Source organism: Mesorhizobium waitakense (assembly GCF_056431085.1).
This window is the reverse complement of record NZ_JBWKME010000043.1, coordinates 36,696-57,818: the sequence shown is the minus strand read 5'-3', so window position 1 is coordinate 57,818 and position 21,123 is coordinate 36,696. Positions and strand designations below refer to the sequence as shown.

Sequence of the window (21,123 nt, the reverse complement as noted above, 5' to 3'; positions counted from 1 at the left end):
CATCGTCCGGATGAGCCCCTTGGATCGTTGAGAGGCTCGAAGGTGTGATCATCTGACCTTCAGGGATGGAATGTCTGCTATCCATGCCGCGACTGACGAAGTACCGCCAGCGCGAGTGTCTTGCTTGATTTCCATTCTCCAAGGGCGGCGGCAATCGCCGTCTTGCCGGCAAGGATGGGCTAGCTTTCAGATCGGCCCAGGAGCGTTTGCGGTCCGGATGAGAAGCGCGATCACATGGCCTTGCGGCGGTTCCTCCTCATATGGCGGCAGGCCGCTCCCACTGCGTCCTCGAATGGATTGGGTCTGACCGAAGACCGGCTTCGCCTCGATCGTCTTCCTGCAACGTCCAGCGCTGGCTTTTTTCCGCCGCCGGCCCAAAAGGCCAGCTTTGCATCGCGAAACAAAAAAAGCCATCGCTGGCCGCCTTCCACTTCGTTCCAGCCCTAAGGACCACCCCATTGCGCAAGCGCAACGGGGACCCCGGTGGGTGCAGGCCGATCGTCTCCGGTCTCAAGACCTCCATCGAGGTCGCGATGGGCGCGGCCCGGTCAAACGGAAGGAACCACCACAATGGCTACGATCGGCATGTTCACCAGCACCGCCAAGGGCTTCAAGGGCTCGGTCAAGACCCTCAACCTCAACGTCAAGACAGTCGATTTCGTGCCCGCCGAAGGCGACAACGAAAAGGGTCCGGACTACCGCATCTTCGCCGGCGCCACCGAGTTCGGTGCGGGTTGGAAGAAGACTTCGCGAGAGGGCCGCGACTACCACTCCGTAAAGCTCGACGATCCGAGCTTCCCCGCTCCGATCTACGCGAGCCTGGTCGAGACCGAAACGCAGGGCGAATTCTCCCTCATCTGGTCCCGCCGCGCCGCCGAGTGAAATCGGCACCAAGCAAAAGAGAAGCCCCGTCCGGTGGACGGGGCTTCGCCATGTTCAGATCCGCCACGGCCCAGAACATAGTCAGTTCGATGCCGCAGGCTAGGCCTTGGCGGCAATTTTGCGAGGTTTCTTGGCCGACGACTTCGCGGCCACCGGCGTGATCGCCGCGGCGACCGCGCGAGCAGCCCGTTTCGGCTTGGGTGTCACTGCCGGCGCGGGCTCTGCTGCCTTGCGGCCGAGCCCGATCGCCTTCGCCAGCACCGAGCGAGCGGCAGCATAGTTCGGCGCCACCATCGGATAATCGGAAGGCAGGCTCCATTTCGCCCGGTACTCGTCAGGGCTGAGATTGTAGTGCGTGCTGAGGTGCCGCTTCAGCGATTTGAATTTTTTCCCATCCTCCAGGCAGATGATGTAGTCCGGCGTCACCGACTTGCGGATCGATACCGCTGGCTCCGGTTTCACCACAGGCTCAACCGCAGGCGTGCCAATCCCCTGCAAAGCGGCATGAACGTCGCCGATCAGCTTTGGCAGTTCCGCGACCGGCAGTGGATTGTTCGACACATAGGCGGCGACAATGTCGGCGGCGATCGACACGATATCTGTTTGGCCGTCTTGTTCGGGTGAAATGGTCATGCAGTTTTCCTCTTGTCTCATCGGACGCACTAAAGACGTGTGATTTACCCGTTCCGCCGATTTGGCAAATAGTCCGTTTCCTTTCTACAATCCACTCCTCTCGCCAATATTGTAATGGCAAGCTTCGTTTTCATCGTTCTGATCGACTTCGGATAACCTTGCCCATAGCCTTCAGGAAAGCGAGGGGACTTCCCCTCGCTTCCCCGCCAATGCCGTCTGTTGCAGAGCAGGGCCGCCGGCTCGCAAAGCGGCTGACTGATCACACAACTCTCAAGTCAATTCCATCCGCTTCGCTCGACCGCGCAGCCCGGCTCCGCGCGACCGCATTGGCCCCCATCACTCCCGCGCGCTCACGCGCCCCCGGAAGGCATGCCGGGGGACATGCCTTCGGCTTTGACGAAAAGGAGTGAGAGCAATGAACATGATCACGAATACCAATGGCACCAACCACGGCCAGCAGCAGGCTGTTTCCGGCGGCTTTCGGGTAGATATCTCGCGCGGCGAGCGCGTCGGTCGCGTTTCGTCGGAATGGTTTTCGCGCCCCAACGATGAGCGCTATCTGTCGCTGACGGAGCTTTACGACGCCGTGCGCGTCCGTGCGGATCGCGCCACGGCCCGGACTGTGGAGAGCCGGGCAGTGAGGGTCGAGGCATCTAGCGACAATCCGGAAAGGCTTTCGCTCATTGTTCCCGGACAGGACCAGCCGATTACGCCCACACATTGGAGCTTCGGGCAGTTGTGCAGCCTTGTCGGTGCACCCGCCACCTACATGCGCCAGCTTCCCGCGCCGCTGGCTGGCATCAACCTGCAGCACGGCCTGCTTTCCCATCGCGCCGAGCTTGTGAAAACCTTGGAGGCAGAAGACGGACGCATCGAGCTTCGCGCCGTCACCGGCCCGGACTATGGCCGCATCTGGGACCACGAGCTTGTCGCAGCGGTCATGAAGATCGCAGGCAACGGCACCGACGACACCATGTGGAAGGTGCCGGGCGTGCTGGACTGGGCAACCATGACGCATAACCCCTTCGTCGACATCACAAAGGACACCACCACGCTTTACGCCAGCGACCGCGACGTCTTCCTGTTTCTGGTGGACGACACCCACCCCATCGAAACGGGACGGTTGCCGAACGGAGAGCCGGATTTGTATTTCCGGGGCTTCTATTGCTGGAATTCGGAAGTTGGCAGCAAGACGCTTGGCATCGCCTCCTTCTATCTTCGCGCCGTTTGCATGAACCGCAACCTTTGGGGCGTCGAAGGTTTTGAAGAAATCAGCATCCGGCATTCGAAGTTTGCAGCGCAGCGTTTTGCCCATGAGGCAGCGCCGGCCTTGACGAGTTTCGCGAACTCCTCACCGGCGCCATTCATCGCCGGCATCAAAGCCGCCCGCGAGAAGATCGTCGCCCGTAGCGATGACGACCGCGAAAGCTTTCTGCGCAAGCGCGGTTTCTCCAAGGGGGAGACCGGCAAGATTATCGAAACAGTCTTGCAGGAGGAAGGCAGGCCGCCCGAGAGCATCTTTGATTTCGTGCAAGGCATGACCGCGCATGCCCGGAGCAAGTCCCATCAAGACAGCCGCCTCGAGCTTGAAGCCAAGGCCAAGTCACTGCTCGAAAAGGCAACCTGACAGCCCAGCCCAGATTATGCGCGGCCGGATATCCGGCCGCGTAGCTTCTGATCAAAAAGTCTACGATCCATTTGTCGTGCTCGCATCAACTTGGTGGCTGCGGCTCGCCGGGCTTTGCCCGGCTCGCGACGCAACTACGGTCACATCAACCAATGGTGAAAATTGCAGCCCACTTACTCATTGGCGATGCAAAGGTCGAAGGCCCGACTGGTTGATCTTTGGAGCTGCCGGATTGCACGTCTTAACCTACCCGTACTTCACCCAATGTCCCAGCGTCTCACATTCGATGAGATGATGACGGCGTTGGGAGAGGCTGAAGCGGGAGACGTCGTCTTGCTGCGCGGCTGCTATCACAATCCCACAGGCGCGGACCTTGATCCGCAATGGGAGTCGTTGGCGGCAGCGCGGCCGGTGACGAGGGCGTTGGAGGTCCGCGGGATCTGGAGCCTGGAATGTGTGGGCGATGCCAGTGAAGCTTGTAGCGATCCGCTGGCGGCGAGTTGGACGCCAACGTCTCCGTTGCCAATCCGTCCCAAGAGCGCTCCACACGGCCTGGGCTGATCTGCCCGAAGGACGGCTGAAGCCTCGACCCCCTAAGCCGCAACGACGCATCTCGACTTTCTTCCCCTGCCGGCTCCCACCCCATGTGGCAAGCGTATGGGGACCCCGGGCGCCGCCATTCCTCGCGAGACAAGAAAGTCGTTCCTGCGCCGTCCTCCGCGTTGCTCCGGTCGCGGGCGATGCGTCGTCGGTCGCCTCCGGCCAAGTGATCGCCATCGAGACCGCATGGTGCGGGCTCGGGAACAGAAAACGGAGACTTACAATGGCTACCATCGGCACCTTCAAGAAGTCCGCCTCGAACGAGTTCACCGGCGAAATCGTCACCCTCAGCGTCCAGGCCAAGAACGTGCGCATCGTCCCAGACACACGCGCCACTGGCGAGAACGCTCCCAGCCACCGGGTGCTGGTCGGTCGTGCAGAGATCGGCGCCGCCTGGTCGAAGACCTCCAACGAGGGCCGCGACTATCTTGGTCTCAAGCTCGACGATCCGAGCTTCAACGCCCCGATCTACGCCAACCTCTTCGACGACGAGGAAGGTGAGGGTTTCTCGCTCATCTGGTCACGCCCGACCGCGCGACGGGCTGACTAAGGACCCGCGCAGGCCCCGGCCGGAAGGCCGGGGCCTTCTTCCGCGGACGTTCGGTTCGGTTCACTCAAGCCGAGAGCGATGCCGAAACCGCATCGCCTGATGCTGATAGACCATCCTCCGCTGGCAAGATTGTTTCTATAAAATGCAGGCTCACTCTGTGAAGACGAGGCAAGCGATGATCGAGCCGTTTGACGAAACCGCGCCGACCAGCGACGAACTCACCGAATACGATCGGGAGCACATCAAGCTCTATGTGCGTCTGCTAGACGCCGCCGACGACGGCGCGGACTGGCGCGAGGTTGTTGAAATTCTCTTCGGCATCGATCTGGCGAAGGAGCCACAACGCGCCCGGCGCATCCACGACAGCCATCTGGCGCGAGCGCGCTGGATGGCGCGTGCAGGCTACCGTCATCTTTTGCGTCGATCCAGCAACTAGCACCACAGCGCCTGTCGTTCGCGGATGATGCCGAAGTGGCATCACCCGATGCCCGGCAAGGGTCTTCCGCCAATCGCTACAACCCGGAATCGTTTGGAGGCGGGGTCTACGCGTTGTTTGCGAGGAGCTCTTGGATGAGGCCGGATACGTCGCATTGGCGAGACAATGACAGCTATGACTATTTCGATACTTTGCCGATCGAAGGGCTCGCCTGGGAGTGTCTGCGACGCCACGAACCCTATCAACGGCACTACCGGGCGCTCCTGACCACAAGAGCCGAAAAAGCACTGTTGCGGCCTGAGGTACAGCGGCTGTGGGGGTTGCGATTTCCCGGCTAGACCGGACTTATCCGCCTTGGCGCAAGACGTTCTCTGGTCGCCTGATGTCGATCCAGCCGTGGTTCCCCTAATTGGTGCGCCGGATTTCCTAATATCCACGCCGGCCGCGCCGTTGACTGGCCTGGGCGTGGACCACGACAGTCCGGAAGGGCGCCACGTTGTCCATAGTGCAGGTGTCGTCACTCAACTTCTCCTTCTGCCCGGCAGTGACCCGCACGGTCCTCTGGCGGCCTTGATTCCCCTGGACGCAGAAACGTTGGGACGGATCGAAGCACTCACCCGGTTCTGGCGTACCTTGCAGGGACGCCCCGCACCTTCAGACACACGGATGACCCCGCAGCAACGCCGGCGCTTCCGTCTTATGATGCAGGCCTCTGACGGCCACTCGAATGGCGCGAGCTACCGCGACATCGCCATCGCCCTTTACGGGTTTAAGCGCGTCGTCGCTGATCCTTGGAAGACCTCCGCGCTGCGCGACGCGGTGATCGGCCTCGTCGAAGGCGCCACCGCCATGATTGGCGGTGGCTATTTGCAGATCCTGCGGCCTCGCCGTCGATCATAGCGGTTCTAGCCCGGACAAGGGGTGGGGATTTTAGCTCCCCTCAACTTCCCCATCCCTTGCGAAGCCCATTCTCCGCCACCGTGGTCGCCGTCCACCGCTGAACGCCAGCGGCGGCCCAAAACCCCACGGAGGTCCGACCCATGCGACCCGATATCGCCGTCTTGCCGCCGCGCTTCCTACGCACCAAGGAAGCCGCGGATTTCCTCAGCCTGTCCGCCCGCACGCTCGAAAAGCACCGTACCTATGGCACCGGTCCTGGCTACCGCAAGCTCGGCGGCCGTGTCGTCTATGCCGTCGACGATCTTCAGGCTTGGGCCGAACGCGGCGCTGTCACCTCTACATCCGATCCGCGCGGGTCGGTCCTGCCCGCCAAGCGTCATACACCGACGCCGCCGGCGCATGGCGGACGATACGCACGCTGACCGCGGGCGCATTTCCAAATGGCGGCGCGAAACCAATCCCTTTCGGAGCGCGGGCAACTCGACCTGTTCCTGGCGCTTCCCGGTGACTTCGCGCCAAGAGACGCGCAGGATCTCATGGCCTATCCGTTCTTTTCCCTCTCCAAGACCCATCGCGTCGCGCCAATCGACTTCACGGCCGGCAACGTCACGATCCGAGTCGAAGCCGTACCCGATCATGGGATGGCGACCATCTGGGACGCCGACATCCTGATCTGGGCCGCGAGCCAGATCGTCGAGGCGCGCGACACCGGGCTTCGTACCTCGCGCCTGATGGCCGCCGCGCCCTATGAGATTCTCACCTTCGTCGGCCGCGGCAAGAGTCTTCGCGACTATCAACGCCTGAAGGCGGCGCTTGACCGGCTGCAGTCGACCACTGTCTCGACGACAATCCGTCAGCCCGCCAAAGGCCGGCGTCACCGCTTCTCATGGATCAATGAGTGGCAGGAGCGCATCGATCGCCATGGTAAACCCGCGGGGATCGAGTTGATCGTCCCCGACTGGTTCTACCAGGCAGTCCTCGATGACGCGCTCGTGCTGACGATCGATCGCGCCTATTTCGACCTGACTGGCGGGCTGGAGCGCTGGCTCTATCGGCTGGTGCGCAAGCATGGCGGACGCCAGCGCGATGGCTGGCGCTTCGACTTCCGTCACCTTCACCTGAAATCCGGCAGCCTGTCGCCCTACAAGCGCTTTGCCTTCGAGCTGCGCGACATCATCCGCCGCCAGCCGCTGCCCGGCTACACCCTTGCACTGGAAGTGGAGATTGGCGGCAGGGCGCTGCTCGCCTTTGAGCGGATCGCCTCCTGTGGAAGGCCTGTGGACGGCCTCGTGCTATCAGGAACCGGACCTATCGTGCCATCGGGAACCGCAGGCTCGTGCTATCAGGAACCCAAACGGGGCCTAACCTCCCGAAACCAAAGCCGAAATCGCGCCCTTAACTTAGAGTCTAACCCAGAATCTAACTTTGAAGTGCGCGCGCGCGATGTGCAGGGGCTCGTCCGGCGAGCCAGCGACGCACTCAGCGTAACCACCAACAAGACCCCGAACACCTCAACGGTTTCTGGTGGTAGCAGCTCGGCACCCAGCGCCTCCGATGCCTCGAATCCGCCTCTACATCCGCCCTTCGGAGGCAGCCGATGATCGTCGCGCTCCTCAATCAGAAGAGGTGTGTCGGCAAGGCTTTGACGTTGCATCTCGCCGGCGAATTGGTCTGCAAGGGAAATCGGGTCGCGGCGCTCGCAGCCCTCGTGCTGCTCAAGTGCAACCGTCGCCGTTCCATGGATTGGGTTTGGCCGAGCTTCTGGCTCGTCTCCGCGAAGCGTGCATCTGCCGGCCCGAGCGGCGCGCATGTCGTCCTCGATGGCGACGGTACGGCAGCGCGAGACCGCCGCACCCGTGAGCGAGATCGAGGGGAGCGCGCGATGAGTGAGTGGTCCGGAAGGTACTGGCTTGCATCGCGCCCGTCAGGTCCCGATACGCGGATCAAGGCCGCCGTCACTGCGTTGGGGACCGTCGATCAGTCTGCCTTCGTCGTGCGCCCGACCACCGACATGACGACGCAGGTGCGCGACCGCATCGCCGCTTTCCAGCACGACGTCATCGCCGCCGACACGCGGCGCGAGATGCTCGCGCGAATTCCCGCAACATCAGGAGAACCATCATGACTGGCATCGCGGCTCCACGCGTGCGCGGCGCGTTCCCGGCCACGCGCCACGCCCCCGACGATCTCGTCCATGTCGAACTGACCTGGGTCGAGAAGAGAAAAGAGAACTGGATACGGTTCGGCACCCACGCCCAAGAACAGATCGTTGATCGTCGCCGGCGCATCCTGTCCTATAGGCCAGGCGCGGTATTCGCCTTCGTGCGCTGGGCCGCGAACGACTTCGGAACGATCATCTCACGTATCGACATCGTGCGTGCGGTCGCACGTGGCGAAGCCTATCAGACACTGCCCTTCGTGCGCCCCGGCGGCGACATCCTGCTGAAGGTCGAGACCTGGCCCAAGGTCGAACGCGTCCTGCAGGCGATCGACGCCATCCAACGCCTCGGCATAGAACTTGAGTCGGTATCGCCCGATCATTGGCGGCACATCCACAACCGGATAACCGCCGGGCATGAGCCGCACGGCTACACGCTCGACCACCACCTCGCCGCCCTGCTTCGCAGGAGGACCGAGCCGTGACGCGCGCCGCGATCATCCTGGCGAGCGTTGTCGCATCCATCGGCGTCGGCTATCCCGCCCTCTCGCCGATGCCGGTCAGGCTGATCTGGAACGCATCGGCCAGCGTGCCGATTGGCTTCTATGCGATCGACTTCGACGGACCGTTCGAGGTCGCCGATCTTGTCGCCGTCAACGCGCCCGAGCCACTCGCGGACTTCCTGGCTGATCGCGGCTATCTGCCGAGGGGCGTTCCACTCTTGAAGCGCATCCTTGGCGTTTACGGGCAACGTGTCTGTCGCTCGAACCTCACCATCACTGTCGATGGTATCGAGGCGGGCGTGGCGCTGGAGCGTGATCGGGCCGGCCGTGCCCTGCCGGTCTGGCAGGGCTGCCGCCGCGTCTCGACAGGGGAAGTCTTCCTGATGAACCGGCAGGTCCGCGACAGCCTCGACGGACGTTACTTCGGCCTCCTCTCCTCCGGCCAGATCATCGGCCGCGCCGCTCCTCTGTGGACAGACGAGGACGGCAAGGGCCGCTTCGAATGGCGCGCGCCAACGCGGTGAGCGCGCGACCGGCGGCGCGCGTCGTGCCGCCAGCCTTCATCACCGCACCACTGAAAACAGGAGCCTGACATGCAACAGATCGGGGAATTGACGCGCCAGAAGACTGGCTATAGCGGGCGCATCCACACGCTCAGCCTCAACCTAGATATCGCCATTGTGGCGGCAGAGGCGAGCGAAACGGAGAATGCGCCTGACTACCGCGTTCACGCCGGAAGCGAGGACGGCCTTGAGATTGGTGCCGGCTGGAAACGCTCCAGCGAAAAGGCCGGAGACTATGTCTCGATCCAGCTCGACGAACCGACCTTCGCGCAGCCGATACGCGCGAACCTCTTTCGCAATGGCGGCGACAAGACGTCCTGGTCGCTGCACTGGGCGCGCCCGCGCGACCGCAGCGAGAAGGATTGAACGATGCGCGCTCGCCGTCCGTCGACGAGCCATCGCGGTGCGCCCGGGCCGCTTCGCGCTGCCCGGCGCATGGCTCTGCTCCTCCTTTGCGGCCTGTCCGTCGCGACCGTCATGCCGGCGGCGACAGTGGCGCAGGACTTGGCCATCGCGCGATCGTCGCAACGCGATCCGTTCGGCGCGCACATCAGCGAAGCCTCGCACCGCTTCGGCGTTCCGACCGCGTTGATACGCGCCATCATGCGCAAGGAAAGTGCGGGCGATGTGCGCGCCGTATCCAGCGCAGGCGCCCGCGGCTTGATGCAGATCATGCCCGGCACATGGGATGATCTGCGCGCCCGCTGGTCGCTCGGCCACGATCCGTTCGATGCCCGGGACAACATCCTGGCAGGAACGGCGTATCTGCGCGAACTGCACGATCGCTTCGGGTCGCCGGGGTTTCTGGCCGCCTACAACGCCGGGCCTGCGCGCTACGCAGCCTACCTCGCCGGGCGTCCGCTACCGGCCGAGACCCGCGCCTATGTCGCAGCGCTTGCCCCGTTTGTCGGAGGCCGCGCGACCATCCGCCCTTTCGCCGTCACGTCCGCCGAGGCCATTCCCTGGAAGCATGCATCTCTTTTTGTAGGTCGGCCGGGTCGCGAACAGGCTGTCGCCTCCGTACCGGCCGAGCGACCGCCAAATAACGCTGGCTCTGCTGCTCCAGTGCGCGATGTCGTCGCCATCGCGCCGCAGTCCGCAGGTCTCTTCGTGGCGCGATCAGGCGAAGGGATTCAGCCATGAGCGCGTATCGGCGTCTTCGCGCAACCGCAAGCTCCAGCGCACCGTGGCGTGGATGGAGCCGGAAGGAGGGCAGAACAACCGGAAGATGGCGAGATAAAAGGCCGCGAGGTGCGGCGTCGATCGGTTGTGTAGTTTCAAGTGGTTATGCCGCATTTCCGCGAGGTGCGAAGATTGGCGCACCGCGCTGGAGCGCTGTTTTTGGAGTGATTTCCGTGGCTTGTGACGATGTGCGGGATCTTCGCGATGAATAACGAGGATGGTTTCCGCATCCGGCCTGGCCGCATCCGCTCGCCCAGTGCCCAGCGCGCCAGGCCTTTCATCGCGCAGGCGCTTGCCGCCGCCCAGAAGGCCGGTGCCCATATCTCTCGCTCCGGCCGGATCAGTCCGGTCAATCGCTCGACCTTCGGGCGTGGCCGCTCGGCAAGCGTGCGCGCCAATCGTCTCCTCACCGGCCGCTCGCGCATCGTGATCATCAAGACACGCCTGGTGCGCCATCACGTGCGCGCCGGGCCGCTTGCGGCCCATCTCACCTATTTGCGCCGCGAGGGCGTCACCCGTGACGGGGAGAAGGCAAGGCTGTTCGGGCCGGAGGCCGATGCGGTGGATGGCGGTGCTTTCGCCGCGCGGTGCGGCGATGATCGGCACCACTTCCGCTTCATCGTCTCGCCTGAAGATGCCGTCGACATGGTGGATCTCAAAGCCTTCGCCCGCGATCTGATGGGCCAGATGGAAAAGGACCTCGGCACAAAACTCGATTGGGCGGGCGTCGATCACTGGAACACCGACAACCCGCACCTTCACATCGTCCTGCGCGGCCACGCTGAGGACGGGCAAGATCTTGTGATCTCGCGCGATTACATCAAGGAGGGGATGCGCGCCCGCGCGGCCGATCTTGTTACGCAGGAGCTCGGCCCGCGCAGCGATCTCGACATCCGCCGAAATCTGCAGCGCCAGGTCGAAGCCGAACGCTGGACCCAGCTTGACCGGCAACTTGTTCGCGACGGGCGCGACCGAGGCGTCATCGACCTTGCCTCCACCCTGAACGGCCAGCCCGACGAGTATCACGTGCTGAAGGTCGGGCGGGTGCGCAAGCTCGAATCCCTTGGCCTTGCCGAACAGGCCGGCCCAGGCCAGTGGATGATCGATGACAAGGCCGAGGCGACGTTGCGCGAGCTTGGCGAACGCGGTGATATCATCAAGCGTATGCACCGCGCCCTGACCGAACGGGGCATCGAGCGCGGCTCGGCGAGCTACGTGCTGGCGGCGGAGCGCCTCGACACGCCGATCGTGGGTCGGCTGGTCGACCGCGGTCTCGATGATGAGCTGAAGGGCAGCGCGTACGCCGTGGTCGATGCCATCGATGGCCGCACACATCACATCAAGCTGTCCGATCTCGACGCCGCCGGCGACAGCGCTCCGGGTTCGATCGTCGAACTGCGCAAATTCCCTGACGCGCAGGGACATGCGCGGATGGCGCTCGCTGTCCGTTCCGATCTCGACCTTGAGCAGCAGACCACCGCCGCCGGCGCAACTTGGCTTGACCGTCAAAATATCGCCCGCGAACCGATTGCGCTGTCGGGCGGTGGCTTCGGCGCCGAGGTACGGCAGGCGATGCAGCGCCGCGCCGACCATCTCGTCGAACAGGGCCTCGGCGAACGGCATGGCCAACGCATCAGCTTCACCCGCAACCTGATAGACACGCTGCGTCGCCGCGAACTGGAGGCGCTCGGCGAAAAGCTCTCGGCCGAAACCGGCCAACCCTTCAACCGCGTCCGCAACGGCGAGTTCGTAGGCGGTTCCTACCGGCAACGTTTCACGCTCGCCTCCGGCCGCTTCGCCATGATCGATGACGGCCTAGGTTTCCAACTGGTGCCTTGGACGCCGTCCCTGGAAAAACATCTTGGCCGCCACGTCTCTGGCGTCGCTCGCAATGACGACGGCGTCGACTGGAGTTTTGGCCGCAAGCGAGGCCTCGGCCTCTAAACTGAATTTGAAGAAAGGACCGCGGCCATGTCCGCCACCAAGATTCTCTGGGGCCAAATCCTCGCCGTGCTGGCGATCGTACTGTTCACGACCTGGGGCGCGACGGAGTGGGTGGCCTGGCGCCTGGCGTTCCAGCCCGAGCTCGGCAGGCCATGGTTCCGTGTCCTAGGCTTTCCGTTTTACCTTCCGCCTTCATTCTTCTGGTGGTGGTATGGCTTCGATGCCTACGCTCCGTCCATCTTCGTGGAGGGAGCCTTTATCGCGGCTTCCGGCGGTTTCGCCTGCGTCGCCGTCGCCATAGGCATGTCGGTCTGGCGTGCTCGCGAGGCCAAGAAGGTCGAGACCTACGGCTCCGCCCGCTGGGCCGACAAGCAGGAGGTCAAGGCAACTGGCCTTCTCGGCTCCGATGGCGTGGTGCTTGGGCGGTTTGACGGCGCCTATCTGCGCCACGACGGACCGGAGCACGTGCTGTGCTTCGCGCCCACACGTTCGGGCAAGGGTGTGGGCCTCGTCGTCCCGTCACTGCTGACCTGGCCAAGCTCAGCCGTCGTTCACGACATCAAGGGCGAGAATTGGCAACTCACCGCGGGCTTCCGCGCCAGGCATGGCCGTGTCCTGTTATTCGATCCCACCAATCCGAAATCCTCATCCTACAATCCATTGCTTGAGGTGCGCCGCGGCGAATGGGAAGTCCGCGACGTGCAAAACATCGCCGACATCCTGGTCGATCCCGAAGGCTCGCTCGAGAGGCGAAACCATTGGGAGAAAACCAGCCATGCCCTGCTGGTCGGCGCGATCATGCATGTCCTCTATGCCGAGCAGGACAAGACGCTTGCCGGCGTGGCCGGCTTCCTCTCCGATCCAAAGCGTCCGATTGAATCGACGCTGTCCGCGATGATGAAAACGGCGCATCTGGGTGAAGCCGGTCCGCACCCGGTCATTGCCAGCGCCGCGCGAGAGCTCTTGAACAAATCGGACAACGAGCGCTCTGGAGTGCTGTCCACCGCCATGTCGTTTCTTGGCCTCTATCGCGATCCTGTCGTGGCAGAGGTGACCCGCCGCTGCGACTGGCGCATCAGCGACCTCGTCGACGACAAGCATCCGACAACGCTCTACCTCGTCGTACCGCCGTCCGACATCAACCGGACCAAGCCGCTCATTCGCCTGATTCTCAATCAGATCGGTCGCCGCCTGACCGAAGATCTGCAGGTGAGGGCGAATGGGCACCGGCTGCTCCTGATGCTCGACGAGTTTCCGGCGCTTGGCCGTCTCGACTTCTTCGAGTCGGCGCTCGCCTTCATGGCCGGTTACGGGCTGAAAAGCTTCCTGATCGCTCAATCCCTCAATCAGATCGAGAGGGCGTACGGCGCCAACAACTCGATCCTCGACAACTGTCACGTCCGGGTAAGCTTTGCCACCAATGATGAGCGCACCGCCAAGCGCGTGTCTGATGCGCTGGGAACTGCAACGGAGATGAGGGCTATGAAGAACTATGCCGGCCACCGGCTGTCGCCGTGGCTCGGTCATCTCATGGTCTCCCGCTCGGAGACGGCGCGCCCGCTGCTCACGCCTGGTGAAGTGATGCAGCTCCCGTCCACCGACGAGATTGTCATGGTCTCGGGTGCGCCGCCGATCCGCGCCAAAAAGGCGCGCTATCATGAGGACGCTCGCTTCAAGGAGCGTATCCTGCCGCCGCCGGCGTTGGTGGCGGCAGTGGAGGGGAGACCGGACGACTGGACCAGACTGCCTCTGCCTTCCCGTCCCCAGATTGCGGAAGCCACTTCGTCGCCCGCGGTCGCGGATGAGGACCTGACCGAATCCGAGCGTCGTCGGCAACCCGAGCTCAGTCGCGTTGACCAGGTCGTGAAGTCTTCGACCGAGAACGAATTCGAGATCGATCACCTCGACGACGCCGACCAAGACAATGTTGCCCGCAATCGTCGGTTGACGCGACTCATGCAGGGCATTGCGCGGCAGGCGTCGCTCGACCCCGGCGACGGTGTGGATATGTGAGGCTCCGATGGCAAAGGCACCCCGCAAACAACGCCTGTCCGTCTATCTCGATCCGAAGGTCATGAGCAGGCTGGTCGAACATGCGGCGCGCCGTGATCTTTCCCGGTCGCTCGTCGCGGAGGCGGCTATCGAGTCGTTCCTCTCACCCGATGCCGCCGAGCGACAGGAGGCGGCGATCACCAAGCGGCTCGACCAACTCGATCGCCGTACGGCACGCCAGGAGCGTGATGTCGCGATTGCCGTGGAGACGCTCGCGGTTTTCGTCCGCTTCTGGCTGGCGACAACACCGGCGCTGCCCGAGCCGGCGGCGCAGGCGGCCCACGCCAAGGCGGGCGAGCGCTATGATGCCTTCGTCACCGCACTCGGCCGGCGGCTGGCGAAAGGACCGAAGCTCCGGCACGAGATATCCGAGGACATCGATGGCGGTCTCGACCCAATGCAGCCCGGCGTGCCCGTGCGATAGAGGGACAGGCGGCTCGCGGACGGCACAGGTCCGTGGATCATCGTTCAGGCCTCGGCAATCAGCGCGAGGTCTTGCAGGTGAGCGTCGATCGCGTCGGCGACGGCGCGCGCAACGGGGAGCGTCTTCTTCGCCTCCGGCCATTCGTCACGGAATCGGGTGACGGTTTCGCGCGCGGTATCGACAACCAGCTTCTCGGGCAGGTGCGCCTTCGCCGCGAGGTAGCGGAGCTCGTCGAGCGAGAGCTCCCGCATGCGCTTGGTGCGGGCATATTTGATGGCGGCGAACTCGTCTGGGATGTAGGGGATGGTCGACACGAAATCATAGGCTGGAGCGAGCGCCGCTGACCGCCGGTCGGGATAGATCACCGACCAGTTCTTCAGGTGCATGTCGGCATTGCCGATCAGCGTGTTGAAGACGAGCCGGCGGATGAACTCGCCGGCGCTGTCGTCTCCGGCCTCAACGCCAAGCACAGTCGCAATGTTGCGCGCGCTTGCGCGCTTGTATTTGTCGTCCGGCCAGACACCGAACACCTGGGCGAAATCCTCGATATGCACCGGACCGCCGTCGGTGCGGTCGAAGCGCCGGATGGCAAGCGCGTGGCCCTTCATACTACGCATTCCCTCGGGAAGGCCGTCGATCGCATTGGTGTCAAGCAGCTGCAACTCGGGCACGTCCATGCCGAGCTTCGCCGCCAAGCTCATCATCGAGAACTCATTCTCTGGCACACCGCCGTAGACCTGCGAGGGAAGTTTGACGATCCACGAACCGCCGACGCCGTTGGCGGGAATCGTAAGACCTCCGCCCTTTCCAGCGTTCTTCACCGCCGAGAACTTCAACTGCACGCCCGCCAGCGAAAATCGCAGGGCATTCGTCCGACGCGCGCGGCGCGCTTCCTCGTCGCCCTCGTCCTTGAGGTCCGGCCAGGCTTCCGCGTCCGCCGGCACGATGGTGAGTGCGCCGGGAAGGTCGCGACCGAGAACCCAGAGCAGGAAGAATTCGCGCTTTTCGTTCACGCCCGCCCGCTCGGCAAGATAGGCCCGCATTGGCCCCTCGGGCAGGAGGTTCGCAAAGAAGGGCGGCACCCTGACATTTATGGGTCGAAATTCGGTCAGGAGCTGGCCGAACTGGTCCTTGAACGACAGGCTGAGCGTCGGTCGCTCTGGATTGTCGATATAGGCCTTGTCGAAGGCGAACAGCGTGCGATCGCCCGCAATGAGCGTGAGCGTTCCGATCTTCTCGCCGTAGAGCCGGACATCGAGGATGGAAACGTCAGGCATCCTCGTCATCCTCGTCGAGTTCGTAGGCCGGGCGCGGCGCTTCCGGGAGTGCGTGGGCGATCCTGTTGCGCAGCCCTCTAAGTTGCCGCGAGACGCGTTCGATGATGGGAAGTGCGGCAGGACCGGCCGGGAGTTTCATCAGTCTGCCGGCGATGGTGTGCAGCGCTTCGAGATCATTTTTGCCGAGCTGAAAGGTCGCAAGCTCGCGCAGCGTCTGATCGAGACGCCGGATTTCCGCAGCCTCGGGGTCATCGCGGCTTAGTCTTGCGAGGGCTGCCTGGGCGCGATGAAATACCTGGGAACGTTGGCGGGCTTCGACGCTGAGCGTGGCGGAAGCGCTGCTGACTATGGCTTCGACCGCCGGCAGGGCCTTGCGCGGCACCAGGACCAGTTCGTAATCGAGCGCCCGTGCGAACTCAACCAGGCTTGAAAGCCTGAGGTCGGTCGCGCCGCTCTCGATCTTCGAAATATGGCTTTGCGGAACTCCGATCCGGGCGCTGAGGTCGCGCTGGCTCAGCCCGCTGTGCTCGCGGGCGCCGCGGAGTGTCTGGAGAATCTCGTCTGTCGCGTAGGGCATTGATATGCCTTTGTATATCAGTGGTGGTTTATGATACGCTTCAGCATATCATTTTGTGCAAAATCTTGCAAGAGCTGATATATGGAAACATATCACCACCATGCGATGATATGTTTTAATGGATCGATTGTCGTCGGCCAACGGCTTGGTAGACTTGAACAGCCGCAGCGAGGTCGCTTGCGCGTGCGAACCGGATGGAAGAATCGTCGCCTCGCAGGGCTTGCGGCGACAACGGAGCAGATTTGGCGCGAGATCGTCAATGCTGGTCGCCGGACGATCCCGCCAATCTCCTGTAATTGTACGCTACGCCACTACACCTCGACATAGGTGTTGAAACCACTCGAGATGTGGCTCTCTTAATCATCCCCGTCCAGGGGGCCACCCATGTTCCCCCGGATCGAAACGGGGACAGGATGGCAGCTTCGCCTCACAATTCAGAAGGCCTGGCGCGCGGCGCACGCATGCTGCGCACAGCGCTCGGACCCGCGATCGCGAGCTATCTCGACGACGCGGGCATCGTCGAGGTGATGCTCAACCCCGATGGGCGTTTGTGGATCGATCGCCTGTCCGAGGGGTTGTCCGACACAGGAGAGCGCCTGTCGGCGGCGGACGGCGAACGCATCATCCGCCTCGTTGCTCATCATGTCGGCGCCGAAGTCCATGCCGGCGCCCCACGCGTCTCGGCCGAGTTGCCCGAGACCGGGGAGCGGTTCGAGGGGCTTCTTCCTCCCGTTGTCGCGGCCCCCGCCTTCGCTATCCGCAAGCCTGCCATCGCCATCTTCACCCTCGAGGATTATGTCGCGGCCGGGATCATGTCGGTGCGCCAGGCGGACGCGCTTCGGTTGGGCGTTGCCAATCGCGCCAACATTCTGGTCGCTGGCGGCACATCCACGGGCAAGACCACGCTGATCAACGCGCTGCTGGCCGAAGTGGCCAAAACCGTCGATCGCGTCGTCATCATCGAGGATACGCGCGAACTGCAATGCGCCGCGCCGAATCTCGTGGCGATGCGCACCAAAGACGGCGTCGCGTCGCTCTCGGATCTCGTTCGTTCATCGCTGCGCCTTCGCCCCGACCGCATTCCAGTCGGCGAAGTGCGCGGAGCCGAGGCGCTCGAACTGCTCAAGGCCTGGGGCACCGGCCACCCCGGCGGCCTCGGCACGATCCACGCCGGCAGCGCCATCGGCGCGCTTCGCCGCTTGGAGCAGCTGATCCAAGAGGCCGTAGTCACGGTGCCGCGCGCGTTGATCGCCGAGACGATCGACCTGGTTGCCGTCCTTTCCGGCCGCGGCTCCGCGCGCCGGCTGTTCGAACTCGCCCGTGTCGATGGCCTGCGCCCGGACGGTGACTACCAGGTCGCACCAGCCGTCTTCGAGGGCGACGACAGCCCGACCTTGCTCATCCAAAGCCACGAAGGAGAAAATCCGTGATCCAACGCCTGTGCCTCGCGCGCCATCGTCTCGCCATGACCGTTTCCGGTGCCACGCTCATCCTGGTTATGGCCGCGCCCGCCCATGCCGCCGGCTCGTCGATGCCGTGGGAACAACCGCTGCAACAGATCCTCCAGTCGATCGAGGGCCCGGTCGCCAAGATCATGGCGGTGATCATCATCATCGTCACCGGCCTGACGCTCGCCTTCGGCGACACGTCGGGCGGCTTCCGCCGGCTCATCCAGATCGTGTTCGGCCTGTCCATCGCTTTCGCGGCGTCGAGCTTCTTCCTGTCGTTCTTCTCGTTCGGCGGCGGAGCGCTGATCTGATGGCGGGCGCTGTCGAACAGGGCGGCCCAATGCCGGACTACGCAGTGCCGGGCTATGTGGTCCTGGTGCACCGGGCACTGACCGAGCCGATCCTGCTCGGCGGCGCCCCGCGCGCTATCGCGATTATGAACGGGACGCTCGCGGGCGCCGTGGGGCTGGGGCTGCGTCTGTGGCTCGTCGGCATCGGCATCTGGGCGATCGGCCACGTTGCCGCTGTCTGGGCCGCCAAGCGTGACCCGCTCTTCGTCGACGTCGTTCGCCGGCACCTGCGCATCCCTGCGCATTTCACTGTCTGAGCGAGGTCGCAAACGATGATGAACCTTGCCGAATATCGCAACCGCAGCCGCCGCCTCGCCGACTTCCTGCCCTGGGCGGCATTGGTCGGCGCCGGTGTCGTCCTCAACAAGGACGGCAGCTTCCAGCGGATCGCGCGCTTTCGCGGTCCTGATCTCGACAGCGCGGTGCCGGCCGAACTGGTCGCCGTCGCCAGCCGGCTCAACAATGCCTTCCGCCGTCTCGGCTCCGGCTGGGCGATCTTCGTGGAGGCGCAGCGCCATGCCTCGACCCGCTATCCCGACAGTAGCTTTCCGGATGCGGCCTCCACGCTGGTCGATGCGGAGCGAAAGGCGGGCTTCGAGGAGGCCGGTGCGATCCCCGTCACGACCGTCCAGAACCAGTACTCGCTGTTCAACGATTCAAGCGAAGACGTCCTGCAATACTGCGAGGCCGAAGGCATCGCCTTTGTTCCTTGGGGACCGCTCGATGTCAGCAAGGCATCCAACTCGGCCCTCGACCAACTGGCTGCGAAGCACGGCGCAACCCGCAACCAACTCGTCCTGGCTTGGCTTCTCAAGCGTTCGCCGGTGATGCTGCCGATCCCAGGAACAAGCAAGGTCGCCCATCTCGAGGAAAACACCGCAGCTGCCTCGATCACGCTCAGCGACGAGGATTTCACGGCGCTGAGTTCGTTGCGTTGACCCGAGGACCGTGGCGGCTGCTGTGCGTGGCCGCCTCCAGTAGCGGCAGGAACTTGTGTATGTTCGCCGGCTTATGCCGGGATGAGCACGCGTGGCACGGACTTCCTGCACCAATGGCTGAGCAATAACCTCGAGGGCTGCGCTCCTCATGCTCGCATGTTTTTCAACCGCAAGGACTACGACCTTGCATCAGCCGGACCGCAGACCTTCGCCTTGCTGCCACATGACGAAATGGTTGACGCCCTGCGGCGAGTTGCCATGGCCGCGATGATCTTTAGACTCCCCGAATTTCAACTTGGTGATCGAGAGCGTCCAACGGTGGAAGCCCTTTTGAACGCGCCAGAAGGCTGACATCTGCCCCCCTGCGTGTTCGCCGTTTGTGCTTCGAAGGTCGCATAATTGGCAGTGCGGAACCGAGTCGCCCCGTCGGATGCGAACGGAAACCCGGCGTCGAACAGGATCGAAATTCGTTGACGGCTAATCGCTAAGCCAAGCCCAAATAACTTCATTGAACTCGCTTGGGCGATCAATCATGACCATGTGAGCCGCGCCGGCGAAAATGTGCATGTCGGCTTGAGGCGCGCGTTCCAGTAACTTGATCCCGCGCGCCACCGGGACGGTTTCGTCGCAGCCCGACCACGCTATGAATAGCCGAGCCTGCATGGTTCGTAAAAACGGAAGAAGATGCTCCTCCTGAACCTTCACATATTCAGTGTAATCCCTTTCGCGGGCCGCCTCCTTGAAGCGCTGGAGTTGGCCGGTTTCGCACGCCACCCGGTAGTTCCTTCTCAGAATTTCCACGAATTCCGGCGGATTCCTTTCGCTTAGTCTGGTGTTGGTGTGCAGGAAATCTTCCTCGGTCTCGCATCCGTCGAGCACGTTGTACGCTGCCGCCGCAGCGGCCTGCCAAGCCCGGTCCTCATCGCCGCCAAGGTGTGGTGCGGTGGCGCCACTGCTGACGACCACCACTTTGGTAACAAGGTCCGGATTTTCGAGGGCAAGCATCGCCGCGATGAAGCCGCCTTCGGAATGGCCTACCAGCGCGCATTGGGCGACACCCAGCGCTTCGATGAAAGCTGAAACGTGGCGCCGCCTTTCGAGGCGCGGAACGTGTTTCCCATCGACCGGAATATCGGAGAGGCCGAAACCGACCAGATCAGGCGCTAGCACCCGGAAGTCGCGCGCGAGAACTGGCATGGTGTTGTGCCATGTCGACCAGGCATCGATCGCCAATGACGAGCCGTGCAGCAGGACAACCACCGGCCCGCTGCCGGCTTCGAAATAGCGCGTGCGGATGCCGCCCGCCACGACATAATTTTCCTTGACCGTCGCCGAGGACAGCGGCGGACGGGCGGCATCTCGCGCCGCCCGAAGTTGACGGTTAGCTGACGGGCTGGTTTCCAAGCTGTTCAATCATCCTGAGTGCGAATTGCGCCGCCTTGCGTACGTGCTTCTTTGCGAGGCGCTCGGCATCCTTCGCCCGGCGGTTGACCAGGCTGTCGAGCAGGGTGGCCAACTCTTCCTGAGATGCCTTTCGCCGCTCTGCGTCGGAAAGGGAAATCATGCGCAACTGCGAGGCCCGCATATGGATGCTGCGCAACATCCGTTCCGCTTCGGAATTGTTCGCACCGGCTATCAAGACGTCGTAGAATCGCGTTTTCGCGGCAATCATCTCGCGCGGCACACCTGCGCGATAAGCGTCCATCAATTCGTCATACACGTACCTGCAACGTTCGATATGGTCGTCGGTGGCGTTCTCGCAAAACAACCTGCATACAAGCGCTTCGAGAACCTCGCGCAGATCGAAAATGTCCTTTGCCATCTTGGGATCGACGACGGAGACGATAAGTCCCCGGTTGGGCAGATTCGTAACCAGGCCTTCGTTCTCGAGTTCGCGCATCGCTTCCCTCAGCGACGTCCGCGAAACGCCCATGCGCTCGCACAGCGTACGTTCCACCAGCCGATCTCCGGGCGCCAGTTCGCCGACGACAATGGCACTGCGGATCATATCGGCTACCTGCGTATACAGGCGCGGCAGTGCGTGGACTCGCAAGTCATACAAGGCGGCCAAGCTCCTCT

At 63.3% G+C, this 21,123-nt stretch carries 27 protein-coding genes; 22 read left to right on the top strand and 5 right to left on the bottom strand.

Going from position 1 to position 21,123, the window contains the following annotated elements; translation table 11 throughout:
• Positions 1 to 570: 570 nt before the first annotated feature.
• Complete coding sequence (locus AC07FD_RS10155; protein WP_478349722.1) at positions 571 to 882, top strand: DUF736 domain-containing protein; 312 nt, start codon at positions 571 to 573, stop codon at positions 880 to 882.
• 99 nt (positions 883 to 981) lie between these two features.
• On the opposite strand, the gene AC07FD_RS10150 is transcribed toward AC07FD_RS10155, so the two are convergent.
• On the bottom strand, positions 982 to 1,515 hold the full coding sequence (locus AC07FD_RS10150) for a Ros/MucR family transcriptional regulator (RefSeq protein WP_478349721.1): 534 nt from the start codon (positions 1,513 to 1,515) through the stop codon (positions 982 to 984).
• Positions 1,516 to 1,936: 421 nt separating this feature from the next.
• Between AC07FD_RS10150 and AC07FD_RS10145 the strand changes: the two genes are divergently transcribed.
• The 16 genes from AC07FD_RS10145 to AC07FD_RS10070 all read left to right on the top strand — a co-directional run bounded on the left by AC07FD_RS10145 (position 1,937) and on the right by AC07FD_RS10070 (position 14,454).
• Positions 1,937 to 3,142, top strand: a complete 1,206-nt coding sequence (locus AC07FD_RS10145; protein ID WP_478349731.1) for a DUF932 domain-containing protein — start codon at positions 1,937 to 1,939, stop codon at positions 3,140 to 3,142.
• A 186-nt stretch (positions 3,143 to 3,328) separates the two neighbouring features.
• The gene (locus AC07FD_RS10140; RefSeq protein ID WP_478349730.1) at positions 3,329 to 3,703 is read left to right on the top strand and encodes an aminotransferase class I/II-fold pyridoxal phosphate-dependent enzyme; all 375 of its coding nucleotides are present in this window, start codon (positions 3,329 to 3,331) and stop codon (positions 3,701 to 3,703) included.
• A 262-nt stretch (positions 3,704 to 3,965) separates the two neighbouring features.
• The gene (locus AC07FD_RS10135) at positions 3,966 to 4,292 is read left to right on the top strand and encodes a DUF736 domain-containing protein (RefSeq protein WP_478349720.1); all 327 of its coding nucleotides are present in this window, start codon (positions 3,966 to 3,968) and stop codon (positions 4,290 to 4,292) included.
• A 175-nt stretch (positions 4,293 to 4,467) separates the two neighbouring features.
• Positions 4,468 to 4,728, top strand: a complete 261-nt coding sequence (locus AC07FD_RS10130; protein ID WP_478349719.1) for a DNA -binding domain-containing protein — start codon at positions 4,468 to 4,470, stop codon at positions 4,726 to 4,728.
• Positions 4,729 to 4,862: 134 nt separating this feature from the next.
• Positions 4,863 to 5,066 (top strand): transcriptional regulator domain-containing protein, encoded by a 204-nt coding sequence (locus tag AC07FD_RS10125; protein WP_478349718.1) that lies wholly within the window; start codon positions 4,863 to 4,865, stop codon positions 5,064 to 5,066.
• Between the two features lie 16 nt (positions 5,067 to 5,082).
• Positions 5,083 to 5,628, top strand: a complete 546-nt coding sequence (locus AC07FD_RS10120) for a DUF2285 domain-containing protein (RefSeq protein ID WP_478349717.1) — start codon at positions 5,083 to 5,085, stop codon at positions 5,626 to 5,628.
• A gap of 140 nt (positions 5,629 to 5,768) precedes the next feature.
• Positions 5,769 to 6,050, top strand: a complete 282-nt coding sequence (locus tag AC07FD_RS10115; RefSeq protein ID WP_109672573.1) for a helix-turn-helix transcriptional regulator — start codon at positions 5,769 to 5,771, stop codon at positions 6,048 to 6,050.
• Between the two features lie 18 nt (positions 6,051 to 6,068).
• Positions 6,069 to 7,229 carry a replication initiator protein A gene (locus tag AC07FD_RS10110; protein ID WP_478349716.1) on the top strand — a complete coding sequence of 387 codons (1,161 nt, stop codon included), beginning with the start codon at positions 6,069 to 6,071 and terminating at the stop codon, positions 7,227 to 7,229.
• Positions 7,226 to 7,753: a hypothetical protein gene (locus AC07FD_RS10105; protein ID WP_478349715.1), complete on the top strand. Its 528-nt coding sequence runs from the start codon at positions 7,226 to 7,228 to the stop codon at positions 7,751 to 7,753. Before AC07FD_RS10110 ends, AC07FD_RS10105 begins: the two co-directional genes overlap by 4 nt.
• A complete protein-coding gene (locus tag AC07FD_RS10100; RefSeq protein WP_478349714.1) occupies positions 7,750 to 8,271 on the top strand; it encodes a DUF2840 domain-containing protein in 522 nt (173 codons plus the stop codon). Before AC07FD_RS10105 ends, AC07FD_RS10100 begins: the two co-directional genes overlap by 4 nt.
• On the top strand, positions 8,268 to 8,813 hold the full coding sequence (locus AC07FD_RS10095; RefSeq protein WP_478349713.1) for a S26 family signal peptidase: 546 nt from the start codon (positions 8,268 to 8,270) through the stop codon (positions 8,811 to 8,813). Before AC07FD_RS10100 ends, AC07FD_RS10095 begins: the two co-directional genes overlap by 4 nt.
• A gap of 69 nt (positions 8,814 to 8,882) precedes the next feature.
• Complete coding sequence (locus AC07FD_RS10090; RefSeq protein ID WP_478349712.1) at positions 8,883 to 9,218, top strand: DUF736 domain-containing protein; 336 nt, start codon at positions 8,883 to 8,885, stop codon at positions 9,216 to 9,218.
• A gap of 3 nt (positions 9,219 to 9,221) precedes the next feature.
• The gene (locus tag AC07FD_RS10085; RefSeq protein ID WP_478349711.1) at positions 9,222 to 9,995 is read left to right on the top strand and encodes a lytic transglycosylase domain-containing protein; all 774 of its coding nucleotides are present in this window, start codon (positions 9,222 to 9,224) and stop codon (positions 9,993 to 9,995) included.
• A gap of 243 nt (positions 9,996 to 10,238) precedes the next feature.
• Positions 10,239 to 11,978 carry a relaxase/mobilization nuclease domain-containing protein gene (locus AC07FD_RS10080; RefSeq protein WP_478349710.1) on the top strand — a complete coding sequence of 580 codons (1,740 nt, stop codon included), beginning with the start codon at positions 10,239 to 10,241 and terminating at the stop codon, positions 11,976 to 11,978.
• Positions 11,979 to 12,005: 27 nt separating this feature from the next.
• Complete coding sequence (locus AC07FD_RS10075; protein WP_478349709.1) at positions 12,006 to 13,991, top strand: conjugal transfer protein TraG; 1,986 nt, start codon at positions 12,006 to 12,008, stop codon at positions 13,989 to 13,991.
• A gap of 7 nt (positions 13,992 to 13,998) precedes the next feature.
• Positions 13,999 to 14,454: a CopG family transcriptional regulator gene (locus AC07FD_RS10070; RefSeq protein WP_478349708.1), complete on the top strand. Its 456-nt coding sequence runs from the start codon at positions 13,999 to 14,001 to the stop codon at positions 14,452 to 14,454.
• Between the two features lie 44 nt (positions 14,455 to 14,498).
• On the opposite strand, the gene AC07FD_RS10065 is transcribed toward AC07FD_RS10070, so the two are convergent.
• Together AC07FD_RS10065 and AC07FD_RS10060 are read right to left on the bottom strand one after the other, a co-directional pair.
• A complete protein-coding gene (locus AC07FD_RS10065) occupies positions 14,499 to 15,731 on the bottom strand; it encodes a type II toxin-antitoxin system HipA family toxin (RefSeq protein ID WP_478349707.1) in 1,233 nt (410 codons plus the stop codon).
• On the bottom strand, positions 15,724 to 16,308 hold the full coding sequence (locus tag AC07FD_RS10060) for a helix-turn-helix domain-containing protein (protein ID WP_478349706.1): 585 nt from the start codon (positions 16,306 to 16,308) through the stop codon (positions 15,724 to 15,726). Before AC07FD_RS10060 ends, AC07FD_RS10065 begins: the two co-directional genes overlap by 8 nt.
• Positions 16,309 to 16,721: 413 nt before the next feature.
• On the opposite strand from AC07FD_RS10060, the gene trbB reads away from it, so the two are divergent.
• The 5 genes from trbB (at position 16,722) to AC07FD_RS10035 (ending at position 19,395) form a co-directional block, all read left to right on the top strand.
• Positions 16,722 to 17,738, top strand: a complete 1,017-nt coding sequence (gene trbB, locus AC07FD_RS10055; protein ID WP_478349705.1) for a P-type conjugative transfer ATPase TrbB — start codon at positions 16,722 to 16,724, stop codon at positions 17,736 to 17,738.
• A 35-nt stretch (positions 17,739 to 17,773) separates the two neighbouring features.
• On the top strand, positions 17,774 to 18,067 hold the full coding sequence (locus AC07FD_RS10050; RefSeq protein ID WP_478349729.1) for a TrbC/VirB2 family type IV secretion system protein: 294 nt from the start codon (positions 17,774 to 17,776) through the stop codon (positions 18,065 to 18,067).
• Positions 18,067 to 18,363, top strand: coding sequence for a VirB3 family type IV secretion system protein (locus tag AC07FD_RS10045; protein ID WP_478349704.1), 297 nt, complete (start codon positions 18,067 to 18,069; stop codon positions 18,361 to 18,363). Before AC07FD_RS10050 ends, AC07FD_RS10045 begins: the two co-directional genes overlap by 1 nt.
• Positions 18,364 to 18,378: 15 nt before the next feature.
• A complete protein-coding gene (locus tag AC07FD_RS10040; RefSeq protein ID WP_478349703.1) occupies positions 18,379 to 19,044 on the top strand; it encodes an aldo/keto reductase in 666 nt (221 codons plus the stop codon).
• Between the two features lie 81 nt (positions 19,045 to 19,125).
• Positions 19,126 to 19,395 (top strand): hypothetical protein, encoded by a 270-nt coding sequence (locus AC07FD_RS10035; RefSeq protein ID WP_478349702.1) that lies wholly within the window; start codon positions 19,126 to 19,128, stop codon positions 19,393 to 19,395.
• Positions 19,396 to 19,521: 126 nt separating this feature from the next.
• On the opposite strand, the gene AC07FD_RS10030 is transcribed toward AC07FD_RS10035, so the two are convergent.
• Entirely contained in the window at positions 19,522 to 20,448 is a 927-nt protein-coding gene (locus AC07FD_RS10030; RefSeq protein ID WP_478349701.1) for an alpha/beta fold hydrolase, read from the bottom strand.
• Positions 20,426 to 21,115: a GntR family transcriptional regulator gene (locus AC07FD_RS10025; RefSeq protein ID WP_478349700.1), complete on the bottom strand. Its 690-nt coding sequence runs from the start codon at positions 21,113 to 21,115 to the stop codon at positions 20,426 to 20,428. The genes AC07FD_RS10030 and AC07FD_RS10025 overlap by 23 nt, the downstream gene beginning before the upstream one ends.
• Positions 21,116 to 21,123 lie beyond the last annotated feature (8 nt).

Bases quoted from the DNA above. Each gene is read 5' to 3' on its own strand.
- AC07FD_RS10080 (WP_478349710.1), top strand. From the start codon at position 10,239: ATGAATAACGAGGATGGTTTCCGCATCCGGCCTGGCCGCATCCGCTCG.
- AC07FD_RS10060 (WP_478349706.1), bottom strand. From the start codon at position 16,308: ATGCCCTACGCGACAGACGAGATTCTCCAGACACTCCGCGGCGCCCGC.
- AC07FD_RS10115 (WP_109672573.1), top strand. From the start codon at position 5,769: ATGCGACCCGATATCGCCGTCTTGCCGCCGCGCTTCCTACGCACCAAG.
- trbB (WP_478349705.1), top strand. From the start codon at position 16,722: ATGGCAGCTTCGCCTCACAATTCAGAAGGCCTGGCGCGCGGCGCACGC.
- AC07FD_RS10125 (WP_478349718.1), top strand. From the start codon at position 4,863: ATGAGGCCGGATACGTCGCATTGGCGAGACAATGACAGCTATGACTAT.
- AC07FD_RS10145 (WP_478349731.1), top strand. From the start codon at position 1,937: ATGATCACGAATACCAATGGCACCAACCACGGCCAGCAGCAGGCTGTT.
- AC07FD_RS10035 (WP_478349702.1), top strand. From the start codon at position 19,126: ATGAGCACGCGTGGCACGGACTTCCTGCACCAATGGCTGAGCAATAAC.
- AC07FD_RS10085 (WP_478349711.1), top strand. From the start codon at position 9,222: ATGCGCGCTCGCCGTCCGTCGACGAGCCATCGCGGTGCGCCCGGGCCG.
- AC07FD_RS10065 (WP_478349707.1), bottom strand. From the start codon at position 15,731: ATGCCTGACGTTTCCATCCTCGATGTCCGGCTCTACGGCGAGAAGATC.
- AC07FD_RS10100 (WP_478349714.1), top strand. From the start codon at position 7,750: ATGACTGGCATCGCGGCTCCACGCGTGCGCGGCGCGTTCCCGGCCACG.
- AC07FD_RS10105 (WP_478349715.1), top strand. From the start codon at position 7,226: ATGATCGTCGCGCTCCTCAATCAGAAGAGGTGTGTCGGCAAGGCTTTG.
- AC07FD_RS10090 (WP_478349712.1), top strand. From the start codon at position 8,883: ATGCAACAGATCGGGGAATTGACGCGCCAGAAGACTGGCTATAGCGGG.
- AC07FD_RS10050 (WP_478349729.1), top strand. From the start codon at position 17,774: ATGACCGTTTCCGGTGCCACGCTCATCCTGGTTATGGCCGCGCCCGCC.
- AC07FD_RS10075 (WP_478349709.1), top strand. From the start codon at position 12,006: ATGTCCGCCACCAAGATTCTCTGGGGCCAAATCCTCGCCGTGCTGGCG.
- AC07FD_RS10110 (WP_478349716.1), top strand. From the start codon at position 6,069: ATGGCGGCGCGAAACCAATCCCTTTCGGAGCGCGGGCAACTCGACCTG.
- AC07FD_RS10155 (WP_478349722.1), top strand. From the start codon at position 571: ATGGCTACGATCGGCATGTTCACCAGCACCGCCAAGGGCTTCAAGGGC.
- AC07FD_RS10135 (WP_478349720.1), top strand. From the start codon at position 3,966: ATGGCTACCATCGGCACCTTCAAGAAGTCCGCCTCGAACGAGTTCACC.
- AC07FD_RS10150 (WP_478349721.1), bottom strand. From the start codon at position 1,515: ATGACCATTTCACCCGAACAAGACGGCCAAACAGATATCGTGTCGATC.
- AC07FD_RS10045 (WP_478349704.1), top strand. From the start codon at position 18,067: ATGGCGGGCGCTGTCGAACAGGGCGGCCCAATGCCGGACTACGCAGTG.
- AC07FD_RS10130 (WP_478349719.1), top strand. From the start codon at position 4,468: ATGATCGAGCCGTTTGACGAAACCGCGCCGACCAGCGACGAACTCACC.
- AC07FD_RS10140 (WP_478349730.1), top strand. From the start codon at position 3,329: ATGCAAAGGTCGAAGGCCCGACTGGTTGATCTTTGGAGCTGCCGGATT.
- AC07FD_RS10070 (WP_478349708.1), top strand. From the start codon at position 13,999: ATGGCAAAGGCACCCCGCAAACAACGCCTGTCCGTCTATCTCGATCCG.
- AC07FD_RS10040 (WP_478349703.1), top strand. From the start codon at position 18,379: ATGATGAACCTTGCCGAATATCGCAACCGCAGCCGCCGCCTCGCCGAC.